At 45.9% G+C, this 24,012-nt stretch carries 21 protein-coding genes and 1 pseudogene; 14 read left to right on the top strand and 8 right to left on the bottom strand.

Translation table 11 applies throughout. The annotated features are described in order from the left end of the window. Positions 1–26 precede the first annotated feature (26 nt). The gene (locus H6G17_RS17485; RefSeq protein WP_192159268.1) at positions 27–1,826 is read right to left on the bottom strand and encodes an efflux RND transporter periplasmic adaptor subunit; all 1,800 of its coding nucleotides are present in this window, start codon (positions 1,824–1,826) and stop codon (positions 27–29) included. A gap of 262 nt (positions 1,827–2,088) precedes the next feature. After that, on the bottom strand, positions 2,089–2,820 hold the full coding sequence (locus H6G17_RS17480; protein WP_192159267.1) for a DUF305 domain-containing protein: 732 nt from the start codon (positions 2,818–2,820) through the stop codon (positions 2,089–2,091). A gap of 167 nt (positions 2,821–2,987) precedes the next feature. Between H6G17_RS17480 and H6G17_RS34180 the strand changes: the two genes are divergently transcribed. Next, positions 2,988–3,119 carry a hypothetical protein gene (locus H6G17_RS34180; protein WP_277876025.1) on the top strand — a complete coding sequence of 44 codons (132 nt, stop codon included), beginning with the start codon at positions 2,988–2,990 and terminating at the stop codon, positions 3,117–3,119. A gap of 419 nt (positions 3,120–3,538) precedes the next feature. After that, on the top strand, positions 3,539–4,201 hold the full coding sequence (locus H6G17_RS17475; protein ID WP_192159266.1) for a DUF305 domain-containing protein: 663 nt from the start codon (positions 3,539–3,541) through the stop codon (positions 4,199–4,201). Between the two features lie 81 nt (positions 4,202–4,282). Here the strand turns inward: H6G17_RS17475 and H6G17_RS17470 are convergent, their stop codons facing one another. Beyond that, a complete protein-coding gene (locus H6G17_RS17470) occupies positions 4,283–5,005 on the bottom strand; it encodes a glycoside hydrolase family protein (RefSeq protein WP_199316807.1) in 723 nt (240 codons plus the stop codon). Positions 5,006–5,041: 36 nt separating this feature from the next. Here H6G17_RS17470 and H6G17_RS17465 point away from each other — a divergent pair. Continuing rightward, positions 5,042–5,880, top strand: a protein-coding gene (locus H6G17_RS17465) for an IS5 family transposase (RefSeq protein WP_242038455.1) whose coding sequence is annotated in 2 segments (ribosomal slippage) — positions 5,042–5,423 and positions 5,423–5,880 — 840 coding nt in all. Because the reading frame shifts where the segments join, the coding sequence is not laid out codon by codon here. A 369-nt stretch (positions 5,881–6,249) separates the two neighbouring features. On the opposite strand, the gene H6G17_RS17460 is transcribed toward H6G17_RS17465, so the two are convergent. After that, on the bottom strand, positions 6,250–7,362 hold the full coding sequence (locus H6G17_RS17460) for a precorrin-8X methylmutase (protein ID WP_192159265.1): 1,113 nt from the start codon (positions 7,360–7,362) through the stop codon (positions 6,250–6,252). A gap of 86 nt (positions 7,363–7,448) precedes the next feature. Between H6G17_RS17460 and H6G17_RS17455 the strand changes: the two genes are divergently transcribed. Beyond that, positions 7,449–9,368: a heavy metal translocating P-type ATPase gene (locus H6G17_RS17455; protein WP_192159264.1), complete on the top strand. Its 1,920-nt coding sequence runs from the start codon at positions 7,449–7,451 to the stop codon at positions 9,366–9,368. Between the two features lie 115 nt (positions 9,369–9,483). Here H6G17_RS17455 and H6G17_RS17450 read toward each other — a convergent pair whose 3' ends face one another. The 3 genes from H6G17_RS17450 to gorA form a co-directional block, all read right to left on the bottom strand. Further along, positions 9,484–10,725 (bottom strand): copper oxidase, encoded by a 1,242-nt coding sequence (locus tag H6G17_RS17450; RefSeq protein WP_242038453.1) that lies wholly within the window; start codon positions 10,723–10,725, stop codon positions 9,484–9,486. Between the two features lie 65 nt (positions 10,726–10,790). Continuing rightward, complete coding sequence (locus H6G17_RS17445) at positions 10,791–11,774, bottom strand: DUF4396 domain-containing protein (RefSeq protein ID WP_192159260.1); 984 nt, start codon at positions 11,772–11,774, stop codon at positions 10,791–10,793. 81 nt (positions 11,775–11,855) lie between these two features. Then, positions 11,856–13,199, bottom strand: coding sequence for a glutathione-disulfide reductase (gene gorA / locus H6G17_RS17440; RefSeq protein WP_192159258.1), 1,344 nt, complete (start codon positions 13,197–13,199; stop codon positions 11,856–11,858). A gap of 457 nt (positions 13,200–13,656) precedes the next feature. Between gorA and fldA (H6G17_RS17435) the strand changes: the two genes are divergently transcribed. Then, positions 13,657–14,169: a flavodoxin FldA gene (fldA, locus tag H6G17_RS17435; protein WP_192159256.1), complete on the top strand. Its 513-nt coding sequence runs from the start codon at positions 13,657–13,659 to the stop codon at positions 14,167–14,169. 136 nt (positions 14,170–14,305) lie between these two features. On the opposite strand, the gene H6G17_RS17430 is transcribed toward fldA (H6G17_RS17435), so the two are convergent. Beyond that, positions 14,306–15,178, bottom strand: a complete 873-nt coding sequence (locus H6G17_RS17430; RefSeq protein ID WP_242038452.1) for a DUF5602 domain-containing protein — start codon at positions 15,176–15,178, stop codon at positions 14,306–14,308. Positions 15,179–15,461: 283 nt separating this feature from the next. On the opposite strand from H6G17_RS17430, the gene H6G17_RS17425 reads away from it, so the two are divergent. From H6G17_RS17425 to H6G17_RS17385, 9 genes and pseudogenes are all read left to right on the top strand, one after another. Next, positions 15,462–15,818, top strand: a complete 357-nt coding sequence (locus tag H6G17_RS17425; protein ID WP_192159254.1) for a four-helix bundle copper-binding protein — start codon at positions 15,462–15,464, stop codon at positions 15,816–15,818. A gap of 159 nt (positions 15,819–15,977) precedes the next feature. Next, positions 15,978–16,310 carry a four-helix bundle copper-binding protein gene (locus tag H6G17_RS17420; RefSeq protein WP_192159252.1) on the top strand — a complete coding sequence of 111 codons (333 nt, stop codon included), beginning with the start codon at positions 15,978–15,980 and terminating at the stop codon, positions 16,308–16,310. A 193-nt stretch (positions 16,311–16,503) separates the two neighbouring features. Beyond that, positions 16,504–16,698, top strand: coding sequence for a heavy-metal-associated domain-containing protein (locus H6G17_RS17415; RefSeq protein WP_192159250.1), 195 nt, complete (start codon positions 16,504–16,506; stop codon positions 16,696–16,698). A 43-nt stretch (positions 16,699–16,741) separates the two neighbouring features. Then, positions 16,742–18,997, top strand: a complete 2,256-nt coding sequence (locus H6G17_RS17410; protein ID WP_192159248.1) for a heavy metal translocating P-type ATPase — start codon at positions 16,742–16,744, stop codon at positions 18,995–18,997. 123 nt (positions 18,998–19,120) lie between these two features. Further along, positions 19,121–19,735 (top strand): cupredoxin domain-containing protein, encoded by a 615-nt coding sequence (locus H6G17_RS17405; protein WP_192159246.1) that lies wholly within the window; start codon positions 19,121–19,123, stop codon positions 19,733–19,735. A gap of 87 nt (positions 19,736–19,822) precedes the next feature. Next, positions 19,823–20,236 (top strand): heavy metal-responsive transcriptional regulator, encoded by a 414-nt coding sequence (locus H6G17_RS17400; RefSeq protein WP_192159244.1) that lies wholly within the window; start codon positions 19,823–19,825, stop codon positions 20,234–20,236. Positions 20,237–20,516: 280 nt separating this feature from the next. Further along, complete coding sequence (locus H6G17_RS17395) at positions 20,517–20,903, top strand: VOC family protein (RefSeq protein ID WP_192159242.1); 387 nt, start codon at positions 20,517–20,519, stop codon at positions 20,901–20,903. A 439-nt stretch (positions 20,904–21,342) separates the two neighbouring features. After that, positions 21,343–21,855 carry a flavodoxin FldA gene (gene fldA, locus H6G17_RS17390; RefSeq protein WP_192159240.1) on the top strand — a complete coding sequence of 171 codons (513 nt, stop codon included), beginning with the start codon at positions 21,343–21,345 and terminating at the stop codon, positions 21,853–21,855. An 81-nt stretch (positions 21,856–21,936) separates the two neighbouring features. Continuing rightward, a pseudogene (locus H6G17_RS17385) lies at positions 21,937–23,961 on the top strand (efflux RND transporter permease subunit); the annotation flags it as partial. Positions 23,962–24,012 lie beyond the last annotated feature (51 nt).

Raw genomic sequence — 24,012 nt, 5'->3', positions numbered from 1 at the left:
TGAATTTTCAGTACAGTTGAATATTTTTACTGTCGGTCTCTGACTTCTGACTGCTGGCTCTTTGTATGATAGTTGTCGTTCATAGAGGATGATTCGTCACCAGAAACAGATTCTACGCGATCGCCCCCTTTGGATGCATAGTAAGTCGTCGATTTGGTAGAACCATTACCATTAGGATATTCATGGGGTTCGTATGCGGGTTCTTCGTATGCGGGTCCTGTTGATGCTGGGACTAGTTGAGACTTGGTGCGACGACCGGACCAAAAAGCACCCGCTGCGAAAGCAGCAGTACCGATCGCCAATCCCCCTACTGCTCCTGTCAACCACCAGGGAAATTGCACTCCCGCTGTTGTAGCACTGGGAGTTGTGCCTTCGTTACTTGCCTTGGGTGCTTCAGCTCCTCCGGCGGACTCTGCTGGGACTTCTTTTGAGCCTCCCCGTAAAGACTGAGCGTAAAGCTGGGGGGCGCGTTGGGTGACGATCTCATCTCCCTCAAATAAGCCACTCTTGACCTCAACCATATCCCCAGATGTTTGCCCTAACATCACTTCAGCTGGTTGATAAGCGTTACCATTTTGGATGTAAACCATTTGTTTGCCATTGGCTTCCACTACAGCTGAACTGGGAATTGCCAGGAGTGCTGTCGATGTCCGATCCGTTAGCACCTCTAGTTGGGCAAACATCCCTGGCTTCAGGACTCCGCTAGAGTTCTCGATCTCGGCTTTGACAGGTACTACCCGCGTCTCGCCTTCCACCACCGAACCAATTACGGTGATGCGTCCTGTGAAAGTCCGATCGGGCATGGAAGCAACCGTGACTTTGACTGGCTGACCCTTTTTAACTTTATCTAAATCTTTTTCGTAGATGTTAGCTGTGGCATAAACCCGACTGTCGTTCACAATTGTCATCAGCTTGCCACCTGCATCTTGGAAGGATTGACCGATAGTGACTTCGCGATCGGCTACTCTACCAGAAATGGGAGCTGTCACTGTTACCAGTCCTTGAGCATTGGCTTTTGCACCCAGTTGTTGCAGTCGAGTTTGATATGCAGTATCGCTGAGGTTGAGACGGGATTGAGCCACTTGCACGGATGACTGGGCGCGTTTGAGATCGGCTTCAGCTGCAATGACATCTCGGCGGCTGTTGGCTGCTGTCAGTTTAGCTTTAGCTTCAGCTAGCTGAGTTTGAGATTCTAGAGCTTGGCGACGGGGAATTGCACCTTTAGTCAACAAAACTTGGTCTTTATCGGACTTTTCTTGAGCAAAGTCTACTTGGCTTTGTGCTTGCGCGATCTCGGCTGCGGCAATTTGTGAGAAACGTTGATAGTTTTGTTGCGCTAGTCTTAAGTCTGCTTGCGCTTTTTGTAAATCTGCTCGTGCCTCTGCCTGCTTTTCCTGGGAAGTGACGCGCAGTTCTACTAAGTCGGGAGTGGATATAACGGCAACAGGTTGACCTGCTTGCACGGAAGCGCCAGGTTGCACTAATAACTGGGCTACTTTAGCTCCTGAAATCGGTGTCGTGACTTCTACTTGCTTGTTGGGCAGAGTTTCAATTTGTCCGGTCGTTTTTAGCCCTACTGCTAGTCGCTGTCGGTTCACTGGCTCTACTTTGATTCCCAGCCGCTTGGCAGTCTCGGCATCGACTGGAATTGAGTCAGTTGTTTGAGATGCCTCACTTTCTCCTCCTTGAAATTCATCTCCATGTCCGCCGTGAGCTAGTACAGTTACAGGCACAGTTATGGGAGCAAGCAGGATTGCGAGGCTGACGATCGCCCCAGAGAGGCGGCGAAGCGGTGCAGACGATTGGGGACGGCATGATTTGAGCATCGCTAGAAATGTCCTTGTGTACCGTGGGAGCGAAGTTTTCCGTGTTAGCATCTGGGCATTTACTTTTTGCCTGAACCTAGCACAGCGCTACAACTGCACTACTAAGTATCTAGTTTCTCCCATGCAAATGAAATCAAGATGAAATCGCTACTGGCAATTAGACAAATGACGAGAGTTTGTCTCACCTTCAGCGCGATCGCCGCAAAACTTCTGAGCTGACAATGCAGTGTAGGCTTTTGAAGCTCTACACTGCATTACCGATCTACTGGTTATACCAAGCTTTGCGCCACTGCTTCATTTGAGCAATTTCTTTTTGCTGTGCATTGATAATCTCTTGTGCCAATTGCTTAATTTCTGGTCGCTGCGATTTTTTCAGCGCGTCTTGAGCCATTGTCACCGCACTTTCGTGGTGAGAAATCATCGCATTGATAAAGCGCAGGTCGAACTGGGAGTCGGCTGCTCCCAGTTCGCCCATCATCATCATGCCCTGCATTTGGTTAGACGACATTTGCATCATGCGTCCCATCTTAGTGTCATAAGCCATTGGTTTATCTCCTGCTTTGGGATACCAGGCTTGTCGCCACTGTTTCATCTGCCCGATTTCGCGATTTTGATCGGCAATGATGCTACTCGCTAATTTTTTAATTTCAGAACGCTTTGATTTCTGCTGTGCTTCTTTTGCCATCTCGATCGCTCCTTGGTGATGCATTCTCATTGCATCAATAAACCGCAGATCGTAGTTAGCATCGGCTGGACCCAAATCCATCGCCATACCGCTACCCATCATGCCGCTGCCGTGATTCATCATGCCGCTGCCGTGTTGCATGTTCTGCTTGGCATGAGGATTGGTGATGCCTGGAGTTTTACCATCTTTTGCCGAGACACCGGAAACAGTAGCGAGTAAACCGCTTGTCATTGAGGCGATCGTTGCTAGGGTTAACGCCAAAAACTTAGTTTTCACAGAAGTAGGTTGCCTAAACGACTTTGTACTCATAAATCTATTGCTTAAGAATTTCCTTTCTCATTATGAAATCTCCAGTTGGCTGGAGAGTCAACAGTTAAGTTTGCCACCATAACTGACTGCTATAGCAAGACAATGGTTTCGCTCGATAGAGTGATTGAATTGCCCTATATATTAAGTATTGCAAAGCGAGATGAAATTTGGATGAAATCCTTTATCCATTACACGATCCATTACACGCGATCGCGCCTCTGACTCCACAAAGCAACGTTGATGCCCGCATTGCTAAGAAAACGAAGATACTATTTCGAGTATTAAATGCTACTTTTTGATTTTTTATAGCAGAAACTGCACAGGTCAATGAAATTGAGATGAAATGCTTGTCTTTCAATCGGAAGAAATTGCTACTCTCACTTAAGAACGATGTATCAGTAGCATCCCCGTTTTATGCTGAATTTGCATTTGAATCTACGAACTTAACAAACTACAACTAACCAAAAAGTTGCAGTTTAAGTTGGAAATCTTAAATCGGCTTTAATGTGAACGAATTGATTCAGGTATCCCACCTGAATAACTTTACAAACGTTACTCATTTACCGTTCTAAAAAGCTAGCTTTAAGGATTTTGCTCTATTATTGCTAATCCTCTGAAGGGATTGCTTTTAATTATTACGTTCTTGGCTTCGTTTGATGGCGAGCGGAGCGTCTCATACTTGCGCGATTTTAATTACTTAACTTAAATCAACACCATTATGTTTTTTAACAGTAGCACGCAACACAACTGGATTGCCAAATTTGCTTCCCATCTGTTGATAGCCATAACACTTACTTTTGGTACGCTCGTTGCTACCAAGATACCAGCTAAGGCAGACGCACCTGCACCAAGAAACAGGCTGACAATAGTTGAAATCCGCCTGCTCAGAGATCTGATCGACGGTCATAACTTTGCAGTTCAGATGGCGCAAGTATGCGTGCAGAAAGCTTCACGCAACGAACTAAGATCGATTTGCGAACAGGTGATTGAAGCTCAGCAGCAAGAAATCCAAGAAATGCGGTCTTGGCTGAGTAACTGGTATGGGATTAATTATCAACCGACTGCAAATAATTTTGGCAGAAATGTTGTTAAACAGCTAGAGTCGCTCAGTGGTAGCGAGTTCGAGATTGAGTTTATGAAGACATTAACTACGCATCATTGGGGTGCAATTGAGTTTGCTGGAGAGATTATCGATCGCGCCTATCATAATGAATTTATAGAACTTGCCTCGAATGTCGTCATTCAGCAAGCAGGTGAGATTACTGAGCTGCGAAGTATGCTCTCGAAGAATTATGGCATTGAATATAATGGTGCAACGCCAGCAGGTTCGTCATCTATAAAGCCTGAACCTTCACTACTCGCTCCTGGTACATCCCGTTAGAGACTGTAAATAATGTAGTGGTGGCAGCATTTCAACACCTGCTCATCACTATTTTTCATTTCAGGTAAGCGAATCGTTTCTTTAATGCTGAATATCTTGCTTTTTCTGTATGGAAGTTGAATTTGCTTGAACCAATTCTTCAGCAAGTATTTTCTGATAAATCCGCGTTAATATGGGCGAGATTGAATTATTCTCTATACCGTAGCCGAGACTCGTCCAAGTACCGGACAGAAGTTGTAAAACCTGCTCCAGTTTTCCTTGCTTGAGAAGAACGGCAATATCGTTTCCCCAAGCATGGCGATCGCTCAGCCATGCATATACTACCCGATCTTGTAACTCTGGCTCAAAGCTGTAAGAAATTCTATTCCCTTTCAAGTGTTTTGGGTGGTACTGTCGAACTTTTTTCTGCCACGTAGAAGTCAGAAATTGATAGCGCCCTGCTGCTGTCGTACACTCACCTTGATGCGGACCAGAAACAATTGTGATGCATCGGTCGGGATGACGGTTCAGATGGAAAAAGTGTTCGCCACCATAAAGCAGAGTGTAAGGGTTAGAATCTTGAGCTTCGCTTGTCGAGATAGTCCGCATTAGCGCCCGAATGTAAGGGTTTCCTCCTGTCATCACCAAGTTAGGTGGAATATATTCAGTATTATTGATAGAGGTTTTGCGCTGCCAAAATCCCTGCCAAATAAAAATTAGCAAAACTAAATTTAATATTCCAACAATCGTCGTTTGCCACTTAAACTTTTTGGCGTTGTTCTTAGTGAAGAATTTAGCTTTTTTTGAAGAGTAGACCTCTTGCAAAAGGGGAAGGAAGGTGAGACAAGTAGATCAAAAACCATGAGCTACGATACTGTCAAACAGCTGAAGCCATCAGAGTTCAAACGCTTATGTGGTGTACGAAGAGAGACATTTGAGGCAATGATGTCAGTTTTAAGACAAGCTGAGGCAGGCAAACCAATCGGTAGACCAAGTAAGTTGAGCTTAGAAGATCAATTGTTGATGACATTGGAGTACTGGAGGGAGTATCGGACTTATTTTCATATCGGGCAATCTTGGGGAGTGAATGAATCAACAGCATACCGAATTATTAAGAGAACTGAAGATCGTCTGATTGCCTCAAGAGCCTTTACACTACCTGGAAAAAAAAAGCTAGTTGCGGCTGATAGTCAAATAGAAGTCGTGGTAGTTGACGTGACAGAAACGCCGATAGAACGTCCGAAAAAAAACAAAAAAGATTTTACAGTGGCAAAAAGAGAAAACACACATTCAAATCTCAAGTTGTAGCAGACCTCAGTACTAGAGAAATTATTTGCACAGCACATGGTAAGGGAAAACAGCATGATTTTAAATTATATAAAACTAGTAGACTCCAATTGAAAGCAAAGACAAAACTACTGGGAGATAAAGGTTATCAAGGAATTCAAAATCTTCACAGTTTCAGTCAAACTCCTAAAAAGAAACCAAGAGGAGGTAAGTTAAGTGCAGACGATAAGAAGAAGAATCGTGAGTTAGCAAGAATTCGAGTAGTGGGCGAGCATGTACATCGCAGGCTCAAGGTATTTAAAATTTTGTCTCTCACTTATAGAAACCGACGAAAAAGATTTGGTTTGCGGTTTAATCTCATTGCTGCTTTGTACAATTACGAGCTACGGCTTCCCAAGCTTGACGCAGCTTAAACCCCTTTTGCAAGAGGTCTAGTGTTTTAGCACCACTTGTACCAGTAAACTTATGGGATAACCCTGGCAAATATTTATTCAAAACGCTCGCCACTAAGAGTATTGCTAAGAATGATGGCAAAAAATAGCAATCGATTCAACTATCGAGCAGGTTTTATTTTGCGGGATTAAAGTGACAACGTTGTTTCTGTTGCCATTGTTTGAATTGAAACTCCTGACTGACACAGGGAAGTAAATCGTTCTTGAATGGCGGCTGAATCTTGTCTCTGGAATAGCGAAGAATTAACCCGCTACATTCTGATTGACATTCTCTAGGTTCTTAGGATTGACCAAGGGGTTGATGGTGACAGTCTCTCGATTCGTCTTGCCTCACAGTGATGATAAGTAGCAGTGACAGTCTGGCTTCTCGATCAGAGACTCCACTAGCGCATTCAATGCCACTGCTGCTAACAGTCCACCGCCCAACGTTCCCTCTATCGTGATATAAGGAACGCCGGATCGGATCAGCCGTCGTTTAGCAGCAGGTGCGTGACTAAAGCCAATCGGCATTGCAACGACAAGTGCAGGTTGAAGCTGACCTTGTTCGATCGATTCACAAGCAGACATCAAGACCGAAGGAGCATACCCGATGACCAGGATACAGCCAATTGCGAGCTGCTGCAAGCGATCTTTCCATTGTTCGTCGTTCCAGAAGGCTTGCTCTGCCTCTACTGCACTGATGATATGCGGGTCAGAGATTAAGGTTTCAACAGGACATTTCAGATGCGCTAAGCGGGTTCGATCGAGAGCGGCAACTACAGGTGTAACATCGCCTACGACTTGACACTCTGTTTTGAGGGCATCGCGAGCAGCAGCGATCGCGTCTCGACTCTGCCGGACAAACTGTACTAGACTGACATCGCCACACGCAAGTACGAGCTTGGAAAGTAAATCGGCTTCAATCTCGGAACGGTCAGTCAAATCGGGTAATAAACGCTGCAAGGATTCCTGAAAGGCTTCTGGATGGGCAGTGGTTTCTGCATCTAGGCGATGCCAAAGTTTTTCCAAGTCTCCAACCCCATTTTTGGTTTCGACTTCCAATCGTCTCAATTGGGCAAGGGCTTCTGCCTGGATCGTTTGACAATCGCGATCGCGTCCCAAAACTCCTTCAAGTGCGGCGGCAGTCTGCCGTAGACGGGCTAATTGCTGGATAATGGTGTGGTATTGCCGTTGTAGTTGCGTGACGAGGGTTGGATCGATCTCGGTTTCTAAATCGCTTTTGAGTAGCTGCTGAATGTGGGATAGCTGAAAACCCTGCTGCTTTAGCGCCACAACCTGCCGCAGTTGCTGCACGTCGCGCTGAGTGTAAAGGCGATAGTTGCTGGCTGAACGTTGGGGTTGGGGCAACAGCCCTAGAGTGTGGTAATGCCGCACCATTCGAGGCGTAATCCCATTTCCAACTGCTTCTGTCAGTTCTTTGATCGTTAAATCCTGCATTTTCATATCTCTAGTCTAAAGTAAAACCTTGACATTGCTATTAATGTCAAGGTTTAGGGTAGAAGAGTCATTCGATTTCTACCAATTGCCCTATGTCTTCACCGATCGTGCCTCGCTCTCCTGCTTTCCTAAAGGAGCATCCAGATGCGCTCGCGGCAATTCTCTGCGGTGTCCTTGTCCTACTGGGCTGGCTGGCGCTGCAATCTGGTTGGCTGGGACTCGCGCTGTTGATTCTTCCTGCTGCCTACGCGATCGGGGGCTATGAAAGCGCTCGTGAAGGCTTGACCACTCTTTTTAAAGAAAAAGAACTCGATGTAGACCTGTTAATGATTGTGGCAGCTCTAGGAGCGGCAGGTCTGGGATTGTGGCGGCAGGAGTACAACCTGATTGTGGATGGAGCGATCTTAATCCTGATTTTCTCGATTAGTGGTGCGTTAGAAGGCTATGCAATGCGGCGAACCGAGCGCAGTATCCGTAGCCTCATGAATTTGACTTTGGATACTGCACGACTGCTGCGAAATGGACAAGAGCAGTCAGTTGCAATCGCGCAACTTCAAATCGGCGATGAAGTGTTGGTCAAACCTGGAGAACTGGTTCCGACCGATGGTTTGATTGTCGAAGGCTTCAGTACCCTCAACCAGGCTCCGATTACTGGAGAATCGATGCCTGTTGAGAAAACGGTGGGTGATGAAGTCTTTGCAGGGACGATTAACGGCAACGGTGCTCTAAAGCTGAAGATTCACCAGCCACCCGAAAGTAGCTTAATTGGGCGAGTGATTCGCCTCGTCGAGCAGGCGCAAACCGAAACCCCTCCGTCTCAGCAGTTTATCGAGCGGTTTGAGCGGAGTTATGCCAAGGCGATCGTAGTTGCAGGCATTCTGCTCGCCATTTTACCGCCTTTTTTCTGGGGCTGGAGTTGGGAAACAACCATCTACCGTACACTGATTTTTCTAGTCGTTGCGTCTCCTTGTGCGCTGATGGCAGCGATTATGCCAACACTGCTATCGGGTATTGCAAATGGGGCGCGGCAGGGCATTTTGTTTAAGAATGGCGCTCAGTTAGAACTGATTGGACGAGTCCGAGCGATCGCCTTTGACAAAACTGGTACGCTAACGATCGGTAAACCTCAAGTGATTGAAGTAATAGCTATGCCAAGGGCTAAAACTCAATTGCTACAAGTTGCGGCTGCCTTGGAGAGCTTGTCCGAGCATCCCATCGGCGAGTCAATTTTCCAGTTTGCTCGACAGCAACAGGTTGAATGGAAGAAAGCAACGAACGTTCAAGCTCATGCTGGACAAGGAATTACGGGGGAAATTGCTCAAAAACTGGCACTGGTTGGTAATGCAGCCTTTGTTCGAGAACGAGTTAACGGCTGGTCAGATTGGCTGATTGCATCGGTGCAGCAGTTGGAAGGCGCAGGAAAAACCGTGGTATGGGTTGCCTATGCGGGGGAACCTTTAGGAGCGATCGCGGTTGCAGATACGGTTCGTCCAGAGGCAAAAAGTACAATCGCCCGATTAAAACAATTGGGTATTCAGGAAATTGCGATGCTGACGGGGGACAACGAGCGTACTGCCCGCAGTATCGCCAGAGAAATTGGCATCGACCAGGTGTACTCAGAACTTCTGCCTGAAAACAAAGTGGATGTGGTGCGATCGTTACAACGACGATATCAAACGGTTGCGATGGTTGGAGATGGCATCAACGATGCCCCTGCGCTTGCTCAAGCCTCGGTCGGAATTGCGATGGGAACCGCAGGCAGTGATGTGGCGCTGGATACTGCCGATATCGTATTAATGGCAGACCGTCTGGAACGGTTGGTCACTGCGATTCGTCTGGGTCGCCGCTCTCAACGTGTTGTGAAGCAAAACATTGCGTTCGCGCTCGGCTTCATTGTGCTGTTATTGATTGCAAACTTTGTCAGCCACATTACTCTGCCACTCGGCGTGGTTGGTCACGAGGGGTCAACCGTACTTGTGACTCTAAGTGGTTTAAGATTGCTAAAAAATTGACGTTAGATAATTGTAACCCCACTACAATCGCATCGTAAGAACCCGAATGAGTTAAGCTGTCTTATTTGTTTTGAGTGACTGTAACTAACTAAGCATGAGTTTGGCTTTCTTAATTTTAGGCAACATTAATCAGCATCGTTAACCCCCCTGCACCTTGTACCTCAACATTATCGTTTGTCGCATGATGGGCAATGTGACAGTGTAGCAACCACTTTCCCTTATTGCGTGCTGTCCAGATTACATCGTAGCGCTCGCCAGGAGCTACATTAATCGTATCTTTTTCAATTTGGGCAGCGACAGGTACGGGATTGCCGTCTGTCTCAACGAGCTTAAACGGACCGCCGTGAATATGCATTGGATGGATGAAAGCATTATTTGAGCCAATAAAGCGGAAACGGATTTTTTCGCCTACCTTAGCATTGACGATTTCTGTAGCAGGGTAAGCTTTGCCGTTGATTGTGAAAAAGTTCGGTAACAATCCTTCCATCGGCATTGCTGGAAAGGTATAGCCTTGCTTGACCGTCCATTCTTGAAGTTGAACTACAACCTCTCGGTCGTAAACAGGAGTTTTGGGTTGATTCTGAGGATCGACGATCAACGCGCCGTACATTCCTAACGTTTGCTGGCGGTCTATATCCTTGTGCGAGTGATAGAAGTACGTGCCTGCTTGCTTGACAGCGAACTCGTATGTATAGCTTGCACCTGGGTCAATCGGCTTCTGGGTAATATCGGCTGGACCATCCATTTTGTTGGGTAGAATCATGCCATGCCAGTGGACTGTAGTTGGTTCTGGTAAATTATTCTTGACTACAATTCGCACGCGATCGCCCTCAGTTACCCGAATACGCGGTCCTGGAACTTGACGGTTAAAGGCATAAGCAGCTACCTGGACATTCGGTAGAATGTTCCACTTAATTAGGGAGACATCAAGGTTGAATACCTTCACCCCATTCTCTAGCTTGGGCTGAAGAACTCGATCGCCCCGCGCCTCAACAGGTGCAGTGTAGGCTATCTTGGTTAGGTCTACTGCTGCCATGTCTTCCATTGCTTCCATGCTCGTATCGGCAGTCATAATCATTCCAGGCGGCATGACTAGACCGTTCATCTGAGCAACGCTACTCATAGGTGCGGGCGGTAACGATGACACTGGTGCTGGGGATTTCATGCCACTCATATTCATTCCAGGTATGGCTCGCTCGTTGTCCCTATTCATCCCAGGCATCGATCCTTGCTGCATATTCCTAGCGCTCATCGTGAAGTTGCCGTAGAGTGCGGCAATCAGAATGCCAAATGCCAGTGCTAATAGCGTCAAAATCGTTACTGCTAGAAGCTGCGATCGCGTCGCTTTGGATTTCATTGTCATACCCGCGTGCGAATTAGCAGCAGACGAATTCATATCCCTATTTTTATGGGTTTTCATGCTTACATTCCTTTGATAACCTGATGTGTAGAAGCATTGGGCGCAGGCACTTCGCCTGAAATTGCTGCAATCCGTTCTGCCTCAGCAGCCAAACTGTGACCGCCTCTACCTAATGCCCTCACCGTACCCATGCCATGCTTTAAACCCACTGCTACGAGCCACATATTGACTGGAAAAGCAACGACAAATCCCACTAAAGTTGCAAGAGACATGACACCCCAAAAGCGGATTGAGGTTGCTTCCATCGCAGTCATGTCGCGGCTCATCAAAATTACCATTACTGGAATCATGCCTGCCATCACCGCATTCATGGAAAGCCATTCCGGTATGAAGGAACGCCGGACGGCTTTGAAGTACGAGCCACCCAGCATATCTTTCATAAATAGAGACTGAAACACGAACAGCCCAAAGGCAAAGCCGAAAACATACTCGGAGGTAATATCAAGCCACATCGGGAGTCCGAGCGTCATTGTAATTGCCGCAGCGACAATGATTCCCGTTGCGTCCCCTGCCAAACAGTGAATCGTCGAACCCAAGGTCTGCTTCCACAGCGGTTTGACAAACTCTTCATGCTGCATCGGTTCTGGTTCCTGACAGGACAGAACGTACAGCGCCGCACCAATCGCTCCCGTGTAGAGAGTTACCAACAACCACCCCCACTTCATCACTGTTAACTCAGGGTTACTGGTGAATGCGCCCCAAGCTACGTAGACTACTGAAACAGCTGTCAGGCTGAACCAAACGATTAGAACAAAATCAATTAGTGCAAGGCTTCCGAGAGCTGCCTCATTCGTGACAGACATATTCATCCCAGGCATATTTGAGTTCGTTGCAGGCTGAGATGGAGGAGAGTTTTGGGCAATGAAATTGCGATCGCTCTGTTGAGTATTAGGTAAATTTTGACTGATTCCCAACTGGGGCGTTAAGAGTACTAGTCCCAGAGTTAGTGCAAACGTCACTATCCATAAAACTGGTTTAAAACGCATATCTACCTTTAAATTAGCTGGAGCCAGATTTTTTACATCTGATGAGTTCTAGCTGAATGTACTTCACGCAGTAGCAACAATTCAGCGTAGGGTGAAAAACTCTTCCGCAGCCGAAGGATGAATGCCAATTGTTGCATCAAAGTCTTTCTTGGTCGCACCCGTGCGAATAGCAAGTCCAAGACATTGAATAATCTCGGCAGCATATTCACCTACCATATGAGCGCCCAACACTCGGTCTGTGTTGCGATCGACCACTAATTTGATTAGAGTTTTCTGTTCTGGTTCGGCAATACTGTCGAAAAGGGGTTGAAATTTTTGAGAATAGCAGCATACAGCTTCCCCAAATTTTTCCCGTGCCTCCGCTTCAGTCAAACCCACAGTAGCAGCTTCGGGTTTAGAAGAAACTGCTGAGGGAATGCACTCAAAACTCACAGTTCGGGGTTGTTTGCCAAAGACGGTATCGGCAAAAGCGCGACCAGAAGCAATAGCAACTGGAGTCCAGTGAGGACGGTTCGTACAATCTCCGACTGCATATATATTTGCTTTGTTGGTATAGCTGTACTCGTCTACAGCGATCGCTCCTCGATTGACTGCAACGCCTGCCTTCTCCAGATCGAGTCCGCTTAAATTAGGGATGCGACCCATGACACAAAGGACGGTATCTACAGTTATGGTGTCTCGATCGTCTCCCGACAAACTCAAACGTAAACTATCTCGTACTCGTTCAATTTTTTTGACTTTTGTATTGCAAAAAATTTGAATACCATTCTTTATCATGCTTTCTTGAACGGCAGTACGAAGAGCTTCATCTCGACCAGGTAGAACGCGGTCTTCAGGCACGACTAAAGTGACTTTTGAAATCAAACCATTCATGCTTCCAGCAAACTTCATGGCGATTTGGTCGCTGCCAATAATTGCAAAATGCTCTGGTTGCCGTTTGAGTTCAAACATCTGCCGCGATGTTATCGCGTATTCGATTCCTGGTACGTCCGGCTTAATAGCCTCCCCACCCACGGCAATCAAAATTTTGTCAGCAGTAATTTTGCGTCCTTCAATACCCAAAGTACTAGCATCTAAAAACTTGGTATTTCCGTAAATCAGTTCAACTCCTGCTTCTTGAAGATGCTGAATATGCAACTGACTCAAATGCTCGATCGCTCGGTCTTTAGCCGCCATAAATCGATCCCAACTAACGCGGCGATGAACTTTGCCCCACCCATATTCGTCAGCGTCTTCAAAAACATGGGAGAAACTAGCAGCATAAACCATCAGTTTCTCAGGAATACAGCCATGAACGACACAAGTGCCGCCTACTCGATCGCGTTCTGAAATTGCTACGCGAGCACCGTATTCAGCAGCGCGTCTAGCAGCCGCAATGCCTCCAGGACCCGCGCCAATTATAAATAGGTCGTAATCAAAACCCATAACAATCTTACTGGCAAGTTTCTACCAGCGATAAGTTCTCTTATACTTAATTTTTTCACTAAGAAATGAAATGAGTATGAAATTATTAATAAGTCAGACTTTAAAATAGCTATGCATATCGACATGAAATTAGCATGAAATCTTTATCTATCAAAAGATAGAAATTACAAACGTGTAAGAGAGCGATGAAACCCATATTTATAATTCTCTAAAGTAGAGAAAAAACGCTTGGAATTTCATTGCAATAGCGTAAGCTAATTCTGCCTAAAGGTTTGATGCAATAGAAGTGTCTCGCTTATCTTTTACCTCTTAACTTCCTTAAGAATCCGCTCTCTCTTATGGAGGAAGTATTTATCTGTCAAATACGTAAACAATAAAGAGAGATTTACAATTGCGCTTGCGGATTACGATGCAAATATTTCTAATACCTAATACTAACTAGAAAAGAGAAAGAATAATGGCAAACATCGGTTTATTTTACGGAACGCAAACAAGCAACACGCAAACTGCGGCAGAAACAATTCAGAAAGAATTTGGCGGTGACAGCGTTGTAGACTTAAATGATGTTTCAAAGGCTGAACCAAATGATTTTAATAATTATAGTTATATCATTATTGGTTGCCCTACCTGGAACGTTGGCGAGCTACAAAGCGATTGGGAAGACTTCTATGATGAGCTAGATAATATCGACTTCACGGGTAAGAAAGTTGCTTATTTTGGTGAAGGCGATCAAGTAGGCTATCCCGACACTTTCCAAGATGCTATGGGTATGTTGGAAGAAAAAATCACAGAACAAGGTGGCGAAACAGTTGGCTATTGGTCTACAGATGGTTATGAATTTACTGAGTCGAAAGCCTTACGAGATGGTAAGTTCGTCGGTCTGGCATTGGATGAAGATAATCAATCAGACTTAACAGATGAGCGCATCAAAGCTTGGGTGAATCAATTGAAGCAAGACTTTAGCATTTAGAAAAAATAATAGCTTCATGTTAATCCAAGCGAACGCTATTTCAACCTTGGAGTCGTAAACTTATGCGTTGTTGCTTGTCTTGAAGCTTACGCTCTCCTGCTAAACAGAGCTGCGATCGTCTCAAGTGGGCGATCGCCTAATTTTTGTCTTCAAAAGATTTTAAAGAATGAAAGATCGATCGGTCGAGAGATACGGTATACTCTTGCCGTGTCCGGTCGTATTTAATGCTGTACGAAGTGGGATAATAGGCACTCTTGGAGTATACTTCTGGAAGTTTTATAGCTTCGGTAAAATTCGGTTGTGTTTCTAACCAAGATTTGGTCAGCATCGGTTCCCCAAAGACTATTTCTCCATTGTACGTTCCGTAAATGAACGTCTTGGTGAAGGGTAAACCCTGAAATTCTGAGGATTTGCTGTCAATCCAATGCCTTCCTTCTCCAGGAGCAGGATTGGTAGGTTCTGGGATGTAATCTGTTGGGATAAATTTCTTTAAGGGTGACTTGTATACCTTAATCAAATCGTCCCCGTTTGCCGTGATTTTCTTTCGTTCCTCAGCACTGAGCGAGTAGAAATGAAAGTCAAAGTGAGGAGGATTGTAGATCCCAAGCGGTTGATGGCCTTGCGGATTCCAAGTGATGACAACATAGCGGAATGCTGAAGCAGAGGCTTCCTTTGGTAGCAAAAGCTCGTATTCGTGAGGTGTTGCTGGCAGATTTAACAGTGCTTCTTTAGTAAAAGTCACGCCAATTTTTGAGGGATTCCTCTTACCATCAAGCATGACAAAGGAGCGGATAACTCCATCACCTAACCGTTCTGTTTTGCCATAAATTTGGGTAGCTTGCCCTAACTTGGATGCAGTAACAGTATTGGTAGCTGTGAAGGTAAGAGCTGAAAAGAGACTGGAGATACGCTCTGTCAACCCTGGTAGGAATATAACGATTATAGTAGTAGCTACCAGTAGAGCAATAACTTTTTTATTAGTAATGTTTCTGGGATCTGTACTAGTCATAAAAAGGTTGTAATTAAGCCGCTCGTCTTCTTACTAACACCCGTTACTCATTACTTTATGTTCTCATAGGGAAATGAAATTAGCGTGAAATATCCAGGCTCGCGAATGGCTAAAACAGCTACGCATATGGAGATGAAATTAGGATGAAATCGTTATATTTCTAAAGTCAGAAATTTTCTCCATACCGTTAGAAGGACGCAACCGCATTTACTACCTTCTAAAGTGAAGCTACCGAAGCGCGATCGCTGCTTCATTTTGTTTTTAAAGCTTTCGGAGGAAACTTATGACTACAGCTCAATCTCATCAATCCTTACTTGAAACTTGCATTCAAGCTTGTTTTGATTGCTTGCGCGAGTGTGAAAACTGTGCTACTACCTGCTTGGATAGCGACATGGTGCAAATGATGGCTCAATGTATCAAGCTGTGCCGTGATTGTGCTGACACTTGCAATTTGTGCGCTCGTTTTATGTCCCGCAATTCAGACCTACACGGGCAAATGTGTAGCGTTTGTGCCGAAGCTTGCGATCGCTGCGCGGCTGAGTGCGAGAAGCACGACCACGACCACTGCAAGCGTTGCGCCCAAGCTTGCCGTCGCTGTGCCGAGACTTGCCGACAAATGGCTTCAGCTATGGCAGCGTAAGTAAACCAAGTTTGCTGTCTGCTTGTTAAAGGGGCAGACGAATTACCGCGACGATGCCAAAATCTGTCTCTAGTAGTACTCGCTCGCCTTGATTCTCCAGCTAACTAGAGACTTTAAGCTTGATCGTAAAGTTGTACCAAAGTGTTAGGAGAGTTACTGATGCCGCATCAAAATTACCAATCGATTGTAGATGCTGCTGTTCACTGCGCCTATGAATGCGAACACTGTGCAGATACGTGTCTCGGTAGTATGCCTGAATGCGCTCGCCTCTGCCGCGATTGTGCCGATATCTGCTGGACTTCTGCTGCTTACATGAGTCGTGGTTCGCGCTTTATTCCTCAGATCGTTCGCTCGTGTATTGAAATCTGCGAAGCATGTGCCAACGAATGCGAGAAGCACAAAGATAGCCCCCATTGTCAAAAATGCGCTCAAGCTTGTCGGCGTGCTGTTGAGGAATACCGTAAGGTTGCTAGCGTTGCAGGCATAGCTTAATCGATTTCAAACAGCTAGTTTAGGTAGGATAAGACCCTCCTTAGTTTTTAAGGAGGGAATTGCTGTATGGAGCGATCGCTTCTCTTCTAATTAGAGCTGCTCGGAAGTAAAACAACAAAATTGTATTTCCCCCTTGACTCTCCAGTTGACTGGAGAATTCACAATAGATTTAGTCACTTCATGGAGTCAGCAAATGACACTACAACTGAAAGTTCCCAAACTCGCCTGTGGAGCTTGTATAAATACTGTCACTCAAGCAATACAGAGTATTGACGCAACAGCAAAAGTAGAAGCAGATGCAAAAACGAAAATGGTCAGAATCGATACGCAGCAAGGGGAAGCGGAAATTAAAGCAGCGATTGCTGCTGTTGGCTATCCCCCAGCTTAAGCACTTACTAGTTACCAGTTAGCAATGAAAAACAATTCTTTATATGGATAACGTCACATTGAAACTCAGAGGCATGAGTTGTGCCTCTTGTGCTAACAACATTGAAGATGCGATTCGTTCGGTTCCAGGTGTGAATGCGTGCAGCGTTAACTTTGGTACCGAACAAGCAACTGTCACATACGATCCCAACAAGACAGACGTGGCAACACTGCAAAATGCAGTTGATACCGCTGGATATTCTGCTCAACCAATGCAAGAAGACGTTTTGGCAGCAGAAGACGATACGGAACGTCAGACGCGGCAGAGGGAAAATCGCGCCTTAACCCGCAAGGTTTGGACGAGCGGTATTATCAGTGCCATTCTGGTTATTGGGTCATTGCCTGCAATGACGGGGCTATCCATACCCTTAATTCCCATGTGGCTGCACAATCCCTGGGTGCAGTTGGTGTTAACCGCTCCCGTACAATTCTGGTGTGGTGCATCATTCTTCGTCAATGCCTGGAAAGCACTCAAGCGCCATACAGCTACAATGGATACGTTAGTGGCGATCGGTACGGGTGCGGCTTACTTATATTCCCTGTTCCCCACCTTCTTTCCTGGGTGGTTTATCGCTCAGGGACTCAGACCGGACGTATACTACGAAGCCGCAGCAGTCATCATTACTTTAATTTTGCTGGGACGACTCCTAGAGAACCGTGCTAAGGGACAAACCTCCGAAGCGATTCGCAAGCTGATGGGGTTGCAGGCGAAAACGGCGCGGGTGATTCGCAACGGGAAAGAAATTGACGTTCCCATTGCTCAGGTGGTTTTGGGCGATATCATTTTGGTACGTCCTGGGGAAAAAATTCCCGTCGATGGAGAGATTGTAGACGGTGCTTCTACCATTGATGAGTCGATGGTGACTGGTGAAAGCTTCCCCGTAAAAAAGCAGTCTGGCGATGAAGCGATCGGCGCGACGATCAACAAAACTGGCAGCTTTAAGTTGAAGGCAACAAGAGTTGGCAAGGATACATTTTTAGCGCAAATTGTCAAGCTCGTACAGCAAGCCCAAGGTTCCAAAGCACCAATTCAGCGGCTAGCAGACCGAGTGACGGGGTGGTTCGTGCCTGCGGTAATGGCGATCGCGATCGCCACCTTTATTATCTGGTTCAACATCATGGGTAACGTGACGATGGCGTTGATTACCACTGTTGGCGTGTTGATTATTGCTTGTCCCTGTGCCTTGGGTTTGGCTACACCAACTTCGATTATGGTAGGAACGGGGAAAGGTGCAGAAAACGGCATTCTGATTAAAGGTGCAGAAAGTCTGGAACTAGCGCACAAACTGCAAGCGATCGTTCTCGACAAGACGGGTACGATTACGCAAGGTAAGCCAACTGTCACCGATCTGGTCACAGTTAACGGTACGGCAAATAGCAACGAGCTAAAACTCCTACGTCTAGCGGCATCTGTCGAACGCAATTCCGAACACCCTTTAGCTGAAGCAGTGGTGCAATATGCTTCTTCTCAAGGAGTGGAATTGACCGATGCACGAGAGTTTGAAGCAGTCGCAGGTAGTGGCGTGCAAGGATATGTTAGCGATCGCCTGGTACAAATCGGTACGTATCGTTGGATGAATGAATTGGGCATCAATACCAGCCAATTACAGCAACAATGGGATCGCTTGGAGTATTTGGGTAAAACGGTTATCTGGATTGCGATCGATGGCACAGTCCAAGGAATTATGGGAATTTCCGATGCGGTCAAACCATCTTCGGCTCAAGCAATCCGCACGATGCAACGAATGGGATTAGAAGTGGTGATGCTGACGGGCGACAACCGCCGCACCGCAGAAGTTATTGCCCGTGAAGTTGGGATTAAACGAGTCTTTGCTGAAGTTCGTCCCGACCAAAAAGCCGCTCAAGTACAGAACCTTCAAGCAGAAGGCAAGGTTGTAGCGATGGTGGGGGATGGCATTAACGATGCACCAGCACTAGCGCAAGCGGATGTCGGCGTTGCTATTGGCACGGGAACGGATGTGGCGATCGCCGCTAGTGACATTACATTGATTTCTGGCGATCTACAAGGGATTGTGACTGCGATTCAACTCTCGCGTGCCACGATCCGCAATATCAGACAAAATCTGTTTTTTGCTTTCATCTACAACGTGGCTGGAATTCCGATTGCCGCAGGTATTCTCTTTCCTTTCTTCGGTTGGCTGCTCAGTCCGATTATTGCAGGTGCGGCGATGGCATTTAGTTCTGTTTCAGTAGTAACGAATGCGCTGCGTTTGCGTAACTTCCATCCAAAAACGAGTTAAAAAGCGATCGCATATGCCAGGAGAAGTAATAATGCTCAAGCAAGTGACATTTTTCGGTACGTTAGTAGGATTTGGATTTCTGTTGGGAGTCATTTCAGGAGCGATTGTCTAGGAGGTTTTCCAATGGTAAATAAAGGTGCGATTGCAGGAGCGATCGCGAGTATGGGATTGGCATTAGGGATTGCTTCGGGTCAAGCGGTTGCACAAATGCCTCACGAAGAGATGCAACGCTTCTCTTCAGAGCGCACCAGTCAGTTTGAGCGGATCGAACAACCCTTATGGTTAAAAGGTGCAGTTACGGTTGGTGGCTTGGGATTAATTAGGCTAGAGCTATGGTGGTTCTTGCTCAGTAAACCCAAATCTCGTCAGGCGAGTGCTGTGGGGGGAATTCAAGAAGTGACAGTTACGGTAGATGGCGGTTACGAACCCAGACTCGTTGTAGTGAGTGCGGGTCAACCAGTTCGGCTCAACTTCTACCGTAAAGATCCTAGCAGTTGCCTTGAAGAAGTCCGTTTTCCTGACTTTCATATTGCCCAGGAACTACCTCTGAATAGAGTTACGCCGATTGAGTTCACGCCCGACAAACCTGGCAAATATGAGTTTACCTGCGGCATGAATATGTTTCGAGGTGCGATAGAAGTTCAAGGAGCCAATTCTACTATCGCAGTACAGGCATCCAGTGTTGACAACAACGGGAAAGCTTCTGTCCTTCACTCCATCAACTTAGATCCCCATTGATAACAATGTTACCTATCCTCTTGCCTCTCCAGCCAACTGGAGAGTTTAGGATAGAAGTAGCTGAATTTACGAGCGTAGAAGTTGAATATGTTAGTAGTTCAAGAGACAAAATTAATTGGTTCAGTTGCTAAGGAAAGTGGCGTACCAATCAAAACAATTCGCTACTACGAGGAGTTAGGTCTACTTAAAACATCGGGGAGAACCGAAGGCGGATTTAGAATATTCAGCCCTGATGTTTTAGCTCGGTTGAACTTTATTAAACGGGCGCAGAGACTAGGGTTAAGTCTAGCAGAAATTAAAGATTTTTTAGATATTCACGATCGCGGCGAGTTACCTTGCGAACATGTCCAAATAAAATTGTCAGATAAGATTTCCCAAATAGAGCAACAAATTCAGCAGCTACAGATTCTCAAATTAGAGTTAAAAGGGTTACTCTCTGGTTGGGAGACAATACCGGAAAATCCCGAACAGACAATTTGCCCTATTATTGAACGTGCGTAGATAAGCGCTTCTGCTCAACACGAGTCTGCTGGCACTGCTATCAGAGATTTTCTTAGTAAAAGAACAAAAAACGACGTTAAGACTGAAAAGCAAGTGAAGTATGCGATTGTCTCTTGTTATCAGAAGTCCCATCTTCCAAATTAATGCTACTAAGCGTATTATCAGAAGTATTTTGGGGTCTTAGCTACTGATAAGGAGTATTATTAGAAGTCTAAACAGATCGCTTTTGTCTTAATGAAGTTTATTGTTTTACTGCAAAAACGCCATCGATAGTGAAATTATGAGCAAGTCACCTCGACTAGGAAACATTAGCCCGATTATTCCGGCGGGCAATGATATGGAAAAGGCGATAGCTTTCTATGAAGACCAGCTTGGCTTCATAACAATCCATAAAGAAGGCGATCCCGTGACAATGGCTATTGTCAAACGTGACTCGGCAGAAATATTCCTTCAAAGGAACGACGATCGGCACCTTGCAGAATGGACTACGTTTCGCATCCACGTCGAACACGTCGATCGACTTTATGAGGAGCTTCAGGCAAAGGGCGGCGAGATGATTCATCCCAATGGCAAGCTTGAGATGAAGTCTTGGGGAACAAGAGAGTTTGCAATCCTAGACTCGGCAGGTATCTGCATCACCTTCTACGAATTCTCAAAACGAACCTGACAAGCGTATAGGCTTAGCGACGAAATTTGTTCTGTTACTACGAAAACCCCTATCAGATTTTCTTGTTTCACTAGTTTGCCACCAAAGCTTAGTATGGTTTGAGTTATGAAATACTCCAAAACTCAGTATTTCAAAGGTTTTAGATATATTCTCGCTCTTCTTGATTTCACTGGCGATCGCTCTGCCAGTTAACTACGTCAACCTGAAAAATCGTGCTGAAGAGCAATAAACGCGGTCTGACGTTCAGTTATCAGCCGCTTCTAAGTTTACCACTAACACCTTTGTAAATATAGCTTTTACATTTAGTGCTTCTTTCAATTAAGCACTATCTATTCATGCCTCAAAACTTCATCACCAGTTAGATCTTTTTTGGTTTACCCCTTGACTCTCCAGTTGGCTAGAGAATTTAAATTAGTTTTAGTTCTAATGAGGAAAAGAAATGGCTAAGATTGGTTTATTTTTTGGAACTCAAACTAGCAACACGCAAACAGCAGCAGAAATAATTCAGAAAGAGTTTGGTGGAGATAGTGTTGTTGACTTAAATGACATTTCCAAGGCTGAAAAGAGTGATTTTGAAAGCTATAACTACATCATCATCGGTTGCCCAACCTGGAATGTTGGTGAGCTACAAAGCGATTGGGAAAACTTTTTTGACGAATTAGATAGCATTGATTTCAGTGGTAAAAAAGTTGCATATTTTGGTGAAGGCGACCAAATAGGCTATCCCGATACTTTCCAAGATGCAATGGGTATGCTCGAAGAAAAAATTACAGAACAAGGTGGCGAAACAGTTGGTTATTGGTCTACAGATGGTTATGAATTTACTGATTCTAAAGCCTTACGAGATGGTAAGTTCGTCGGTCTGGCATTGGATGAAGATAATCAATCAAACTTAACAGACAAGCGCATCAAAACCTGGGTGAATCGACTGAAGCAAGAATTTGATCTGTAGGACGTTATGATAGGCAGCTCGTCAAACTCGGAAGCTCCACTTTACTAGCCGCAATCGCCCTCATTCATCCAGATGTAAACCATGTTCGTCGATTTCTTCATCAAGCGACCCGTCTTCGCTATTGTCTGCGCCCTCATCATCTTGCTAGTCGGACTGATTAGCCTGACTACATTACCCATAGCACTGTTTCCCAACATCAGCCCAACGCAAATCGTCGTGAGGGCAAACTACGTTGGGGCAAGTGCCACAGTCGTAGAAGAAACGGTGACAAATGTATTGGAACGGGAGATTAATGGCGTTGAGGGCATGAGATACATGGCTTCAACCAGCAGCAACGACGGTACTAGCAATATCACCGTTACGTTTAGATTAGGGTATAATCCCGATACCGCATTGGTGAACGTTCTCAATCGAGTCTCTGTAGCCGAACCGCGATTACCTCAAGTGGTACAACAAACTGGAGTATCCGTCAGCAAGCAATCGAGCGCAGCTATTTTAGGAATCGCAGTTTACAGCCAAGAGTCAGACAAATACGACGAGAATTTCATCAGCAACTACATGGATCTCTACGTCCTAGATAGCTTAGAAAGAGTTGAAGGCGTGAGTAATGTTGCTCGGTTTGGCGAGCGCCGTTATGCCATGCGACTGTGGCTGAATCCACCTCAGATGGCAAGTCGAGGCTTGACTACCCAAGACGTGGTAGATGCGCTCGACGAGCAGAACATCCAGTTAGGAATCGGACGTATTGGGCAACCACCTGCCCCCAACGAGCAGCTATATCAAATTGACGTACAAGCTCAAGGTCGGCTGAAAGAAGCAACCGAGTTTGAGAATTTGGTGTTGAAAACGGGTGCAGATGGTACGCTGGTCAAGCTCAAAGATGTGGGGAGAGCAGAATTAGGAGCCGAAGATTACAGCTCTACAGCTAGCTACAGCAAGCGCAAGGCAGTGGGCTATCAAATCTTTCAGCTACCTGACAGTAATGCTTTGAGTGTTGCAAATGGAGTTAAAGCTGAATTGGCGCGACTGGCAAAGAATTTTCCCCCAGGGATTGTCTATGAAATTCCTTACGATGGCACTAAGTTTGTCGAAGAGTCGCGTCAAGAGGTAGTGAATACGTTGTGGGAATCGGTCGCCCTCGTCGTGCTGGTGATTTTCGTGTTCTTACAAGACTGGCGTGCTAGCCTGATTGCCGCGATCGCGATTCCGGTTTCCTTAATCGGCACTTTTGCATTTGTCAAAGCATTCAATTTCTCCCTCAACAGCTTGACATTGTTTGGCATTATTCTGGGCACTGGCATGGTCGTCGATGATGCCATTGTCATTGTCGAAGATATTGCGCGGTTGATGAAAGAAAAAGGGCTAAGTCCACTGCGAGCTGCATCGGAGGCAATGCACGAACTATTTGGAGCCGTAATTGCGACTTCGCTCGTACTCATGGCAGTCTTCGTTCCAGTGGCTTTCTTTCCAGGTTCTACCGGACAACTCTACCAACAGTTTGCCCTCACTATTGCCTTTGCGACAGGCGTTTCTACCTTCAATGCTTTAACGCTTACGCCCGCCCTTTCTGCCTTGTTGTTACGTCAAGAGCCGAGATATCCAGGCATCTTGGGCTGGATTTTTACTCGGTTCGATCGGTTTCTAGACTGGGTGCGTCGAGGATACCAGCAGACGCTCCACCTCCTAACACGAGTAAAAGCGATCTTAATTGCGGCATTTGTTGCCTCATTATTTCTCACGGCTTGGCTTTACCTTCGCACGCCGCAAGCCTTTCTTCCCGATGAAGACCAAGGCTATTTTATCAACTTGATTCAGGGACCGGATGGCACTTCGCTCAATTACACCAGTCAAGTTATCGAGCAAGCTGAAACTATACTGCTGAAAAACCCTGCAGTTGCTGGAACGTTTGCCTTGGGGGGTTTTAGCTTTACAGGTAACACTGCTAATCAAGGTTTGATTTTAACACCACTCAAGCCTTGGGGCGATCGCCAACAACCTCACCAATCCGCGCAAGCGGCGATCGCTCAAGTGCAAAAACCCCTTTCTTCCATTCTGGAAGCAACTGTACTTCCGGTAAATCCTCCTGCTATTCAAGGGTTGGGTAGTTGTAGCGACCCGAAATCATAATCGCTCCGACCTGAAATCATCGCGTTTTTG

Origin of the sequence: Chroococcidiopsis sp. [FACHB-1243] (assembly GCF_014696895.1) — a bacterium.
Classification (GTDB): domain Bacteria; phylum Cyanobacteriota; class Cyanobacteriia; order Cyanobacteriales; family Chroococcidiopsidaceae; genus Chroococcidiopsis.
Note: the sequence above shows the minus strand (reverse complement) of the source record. Positions and strands in the feature narration are given on the sequence as shown.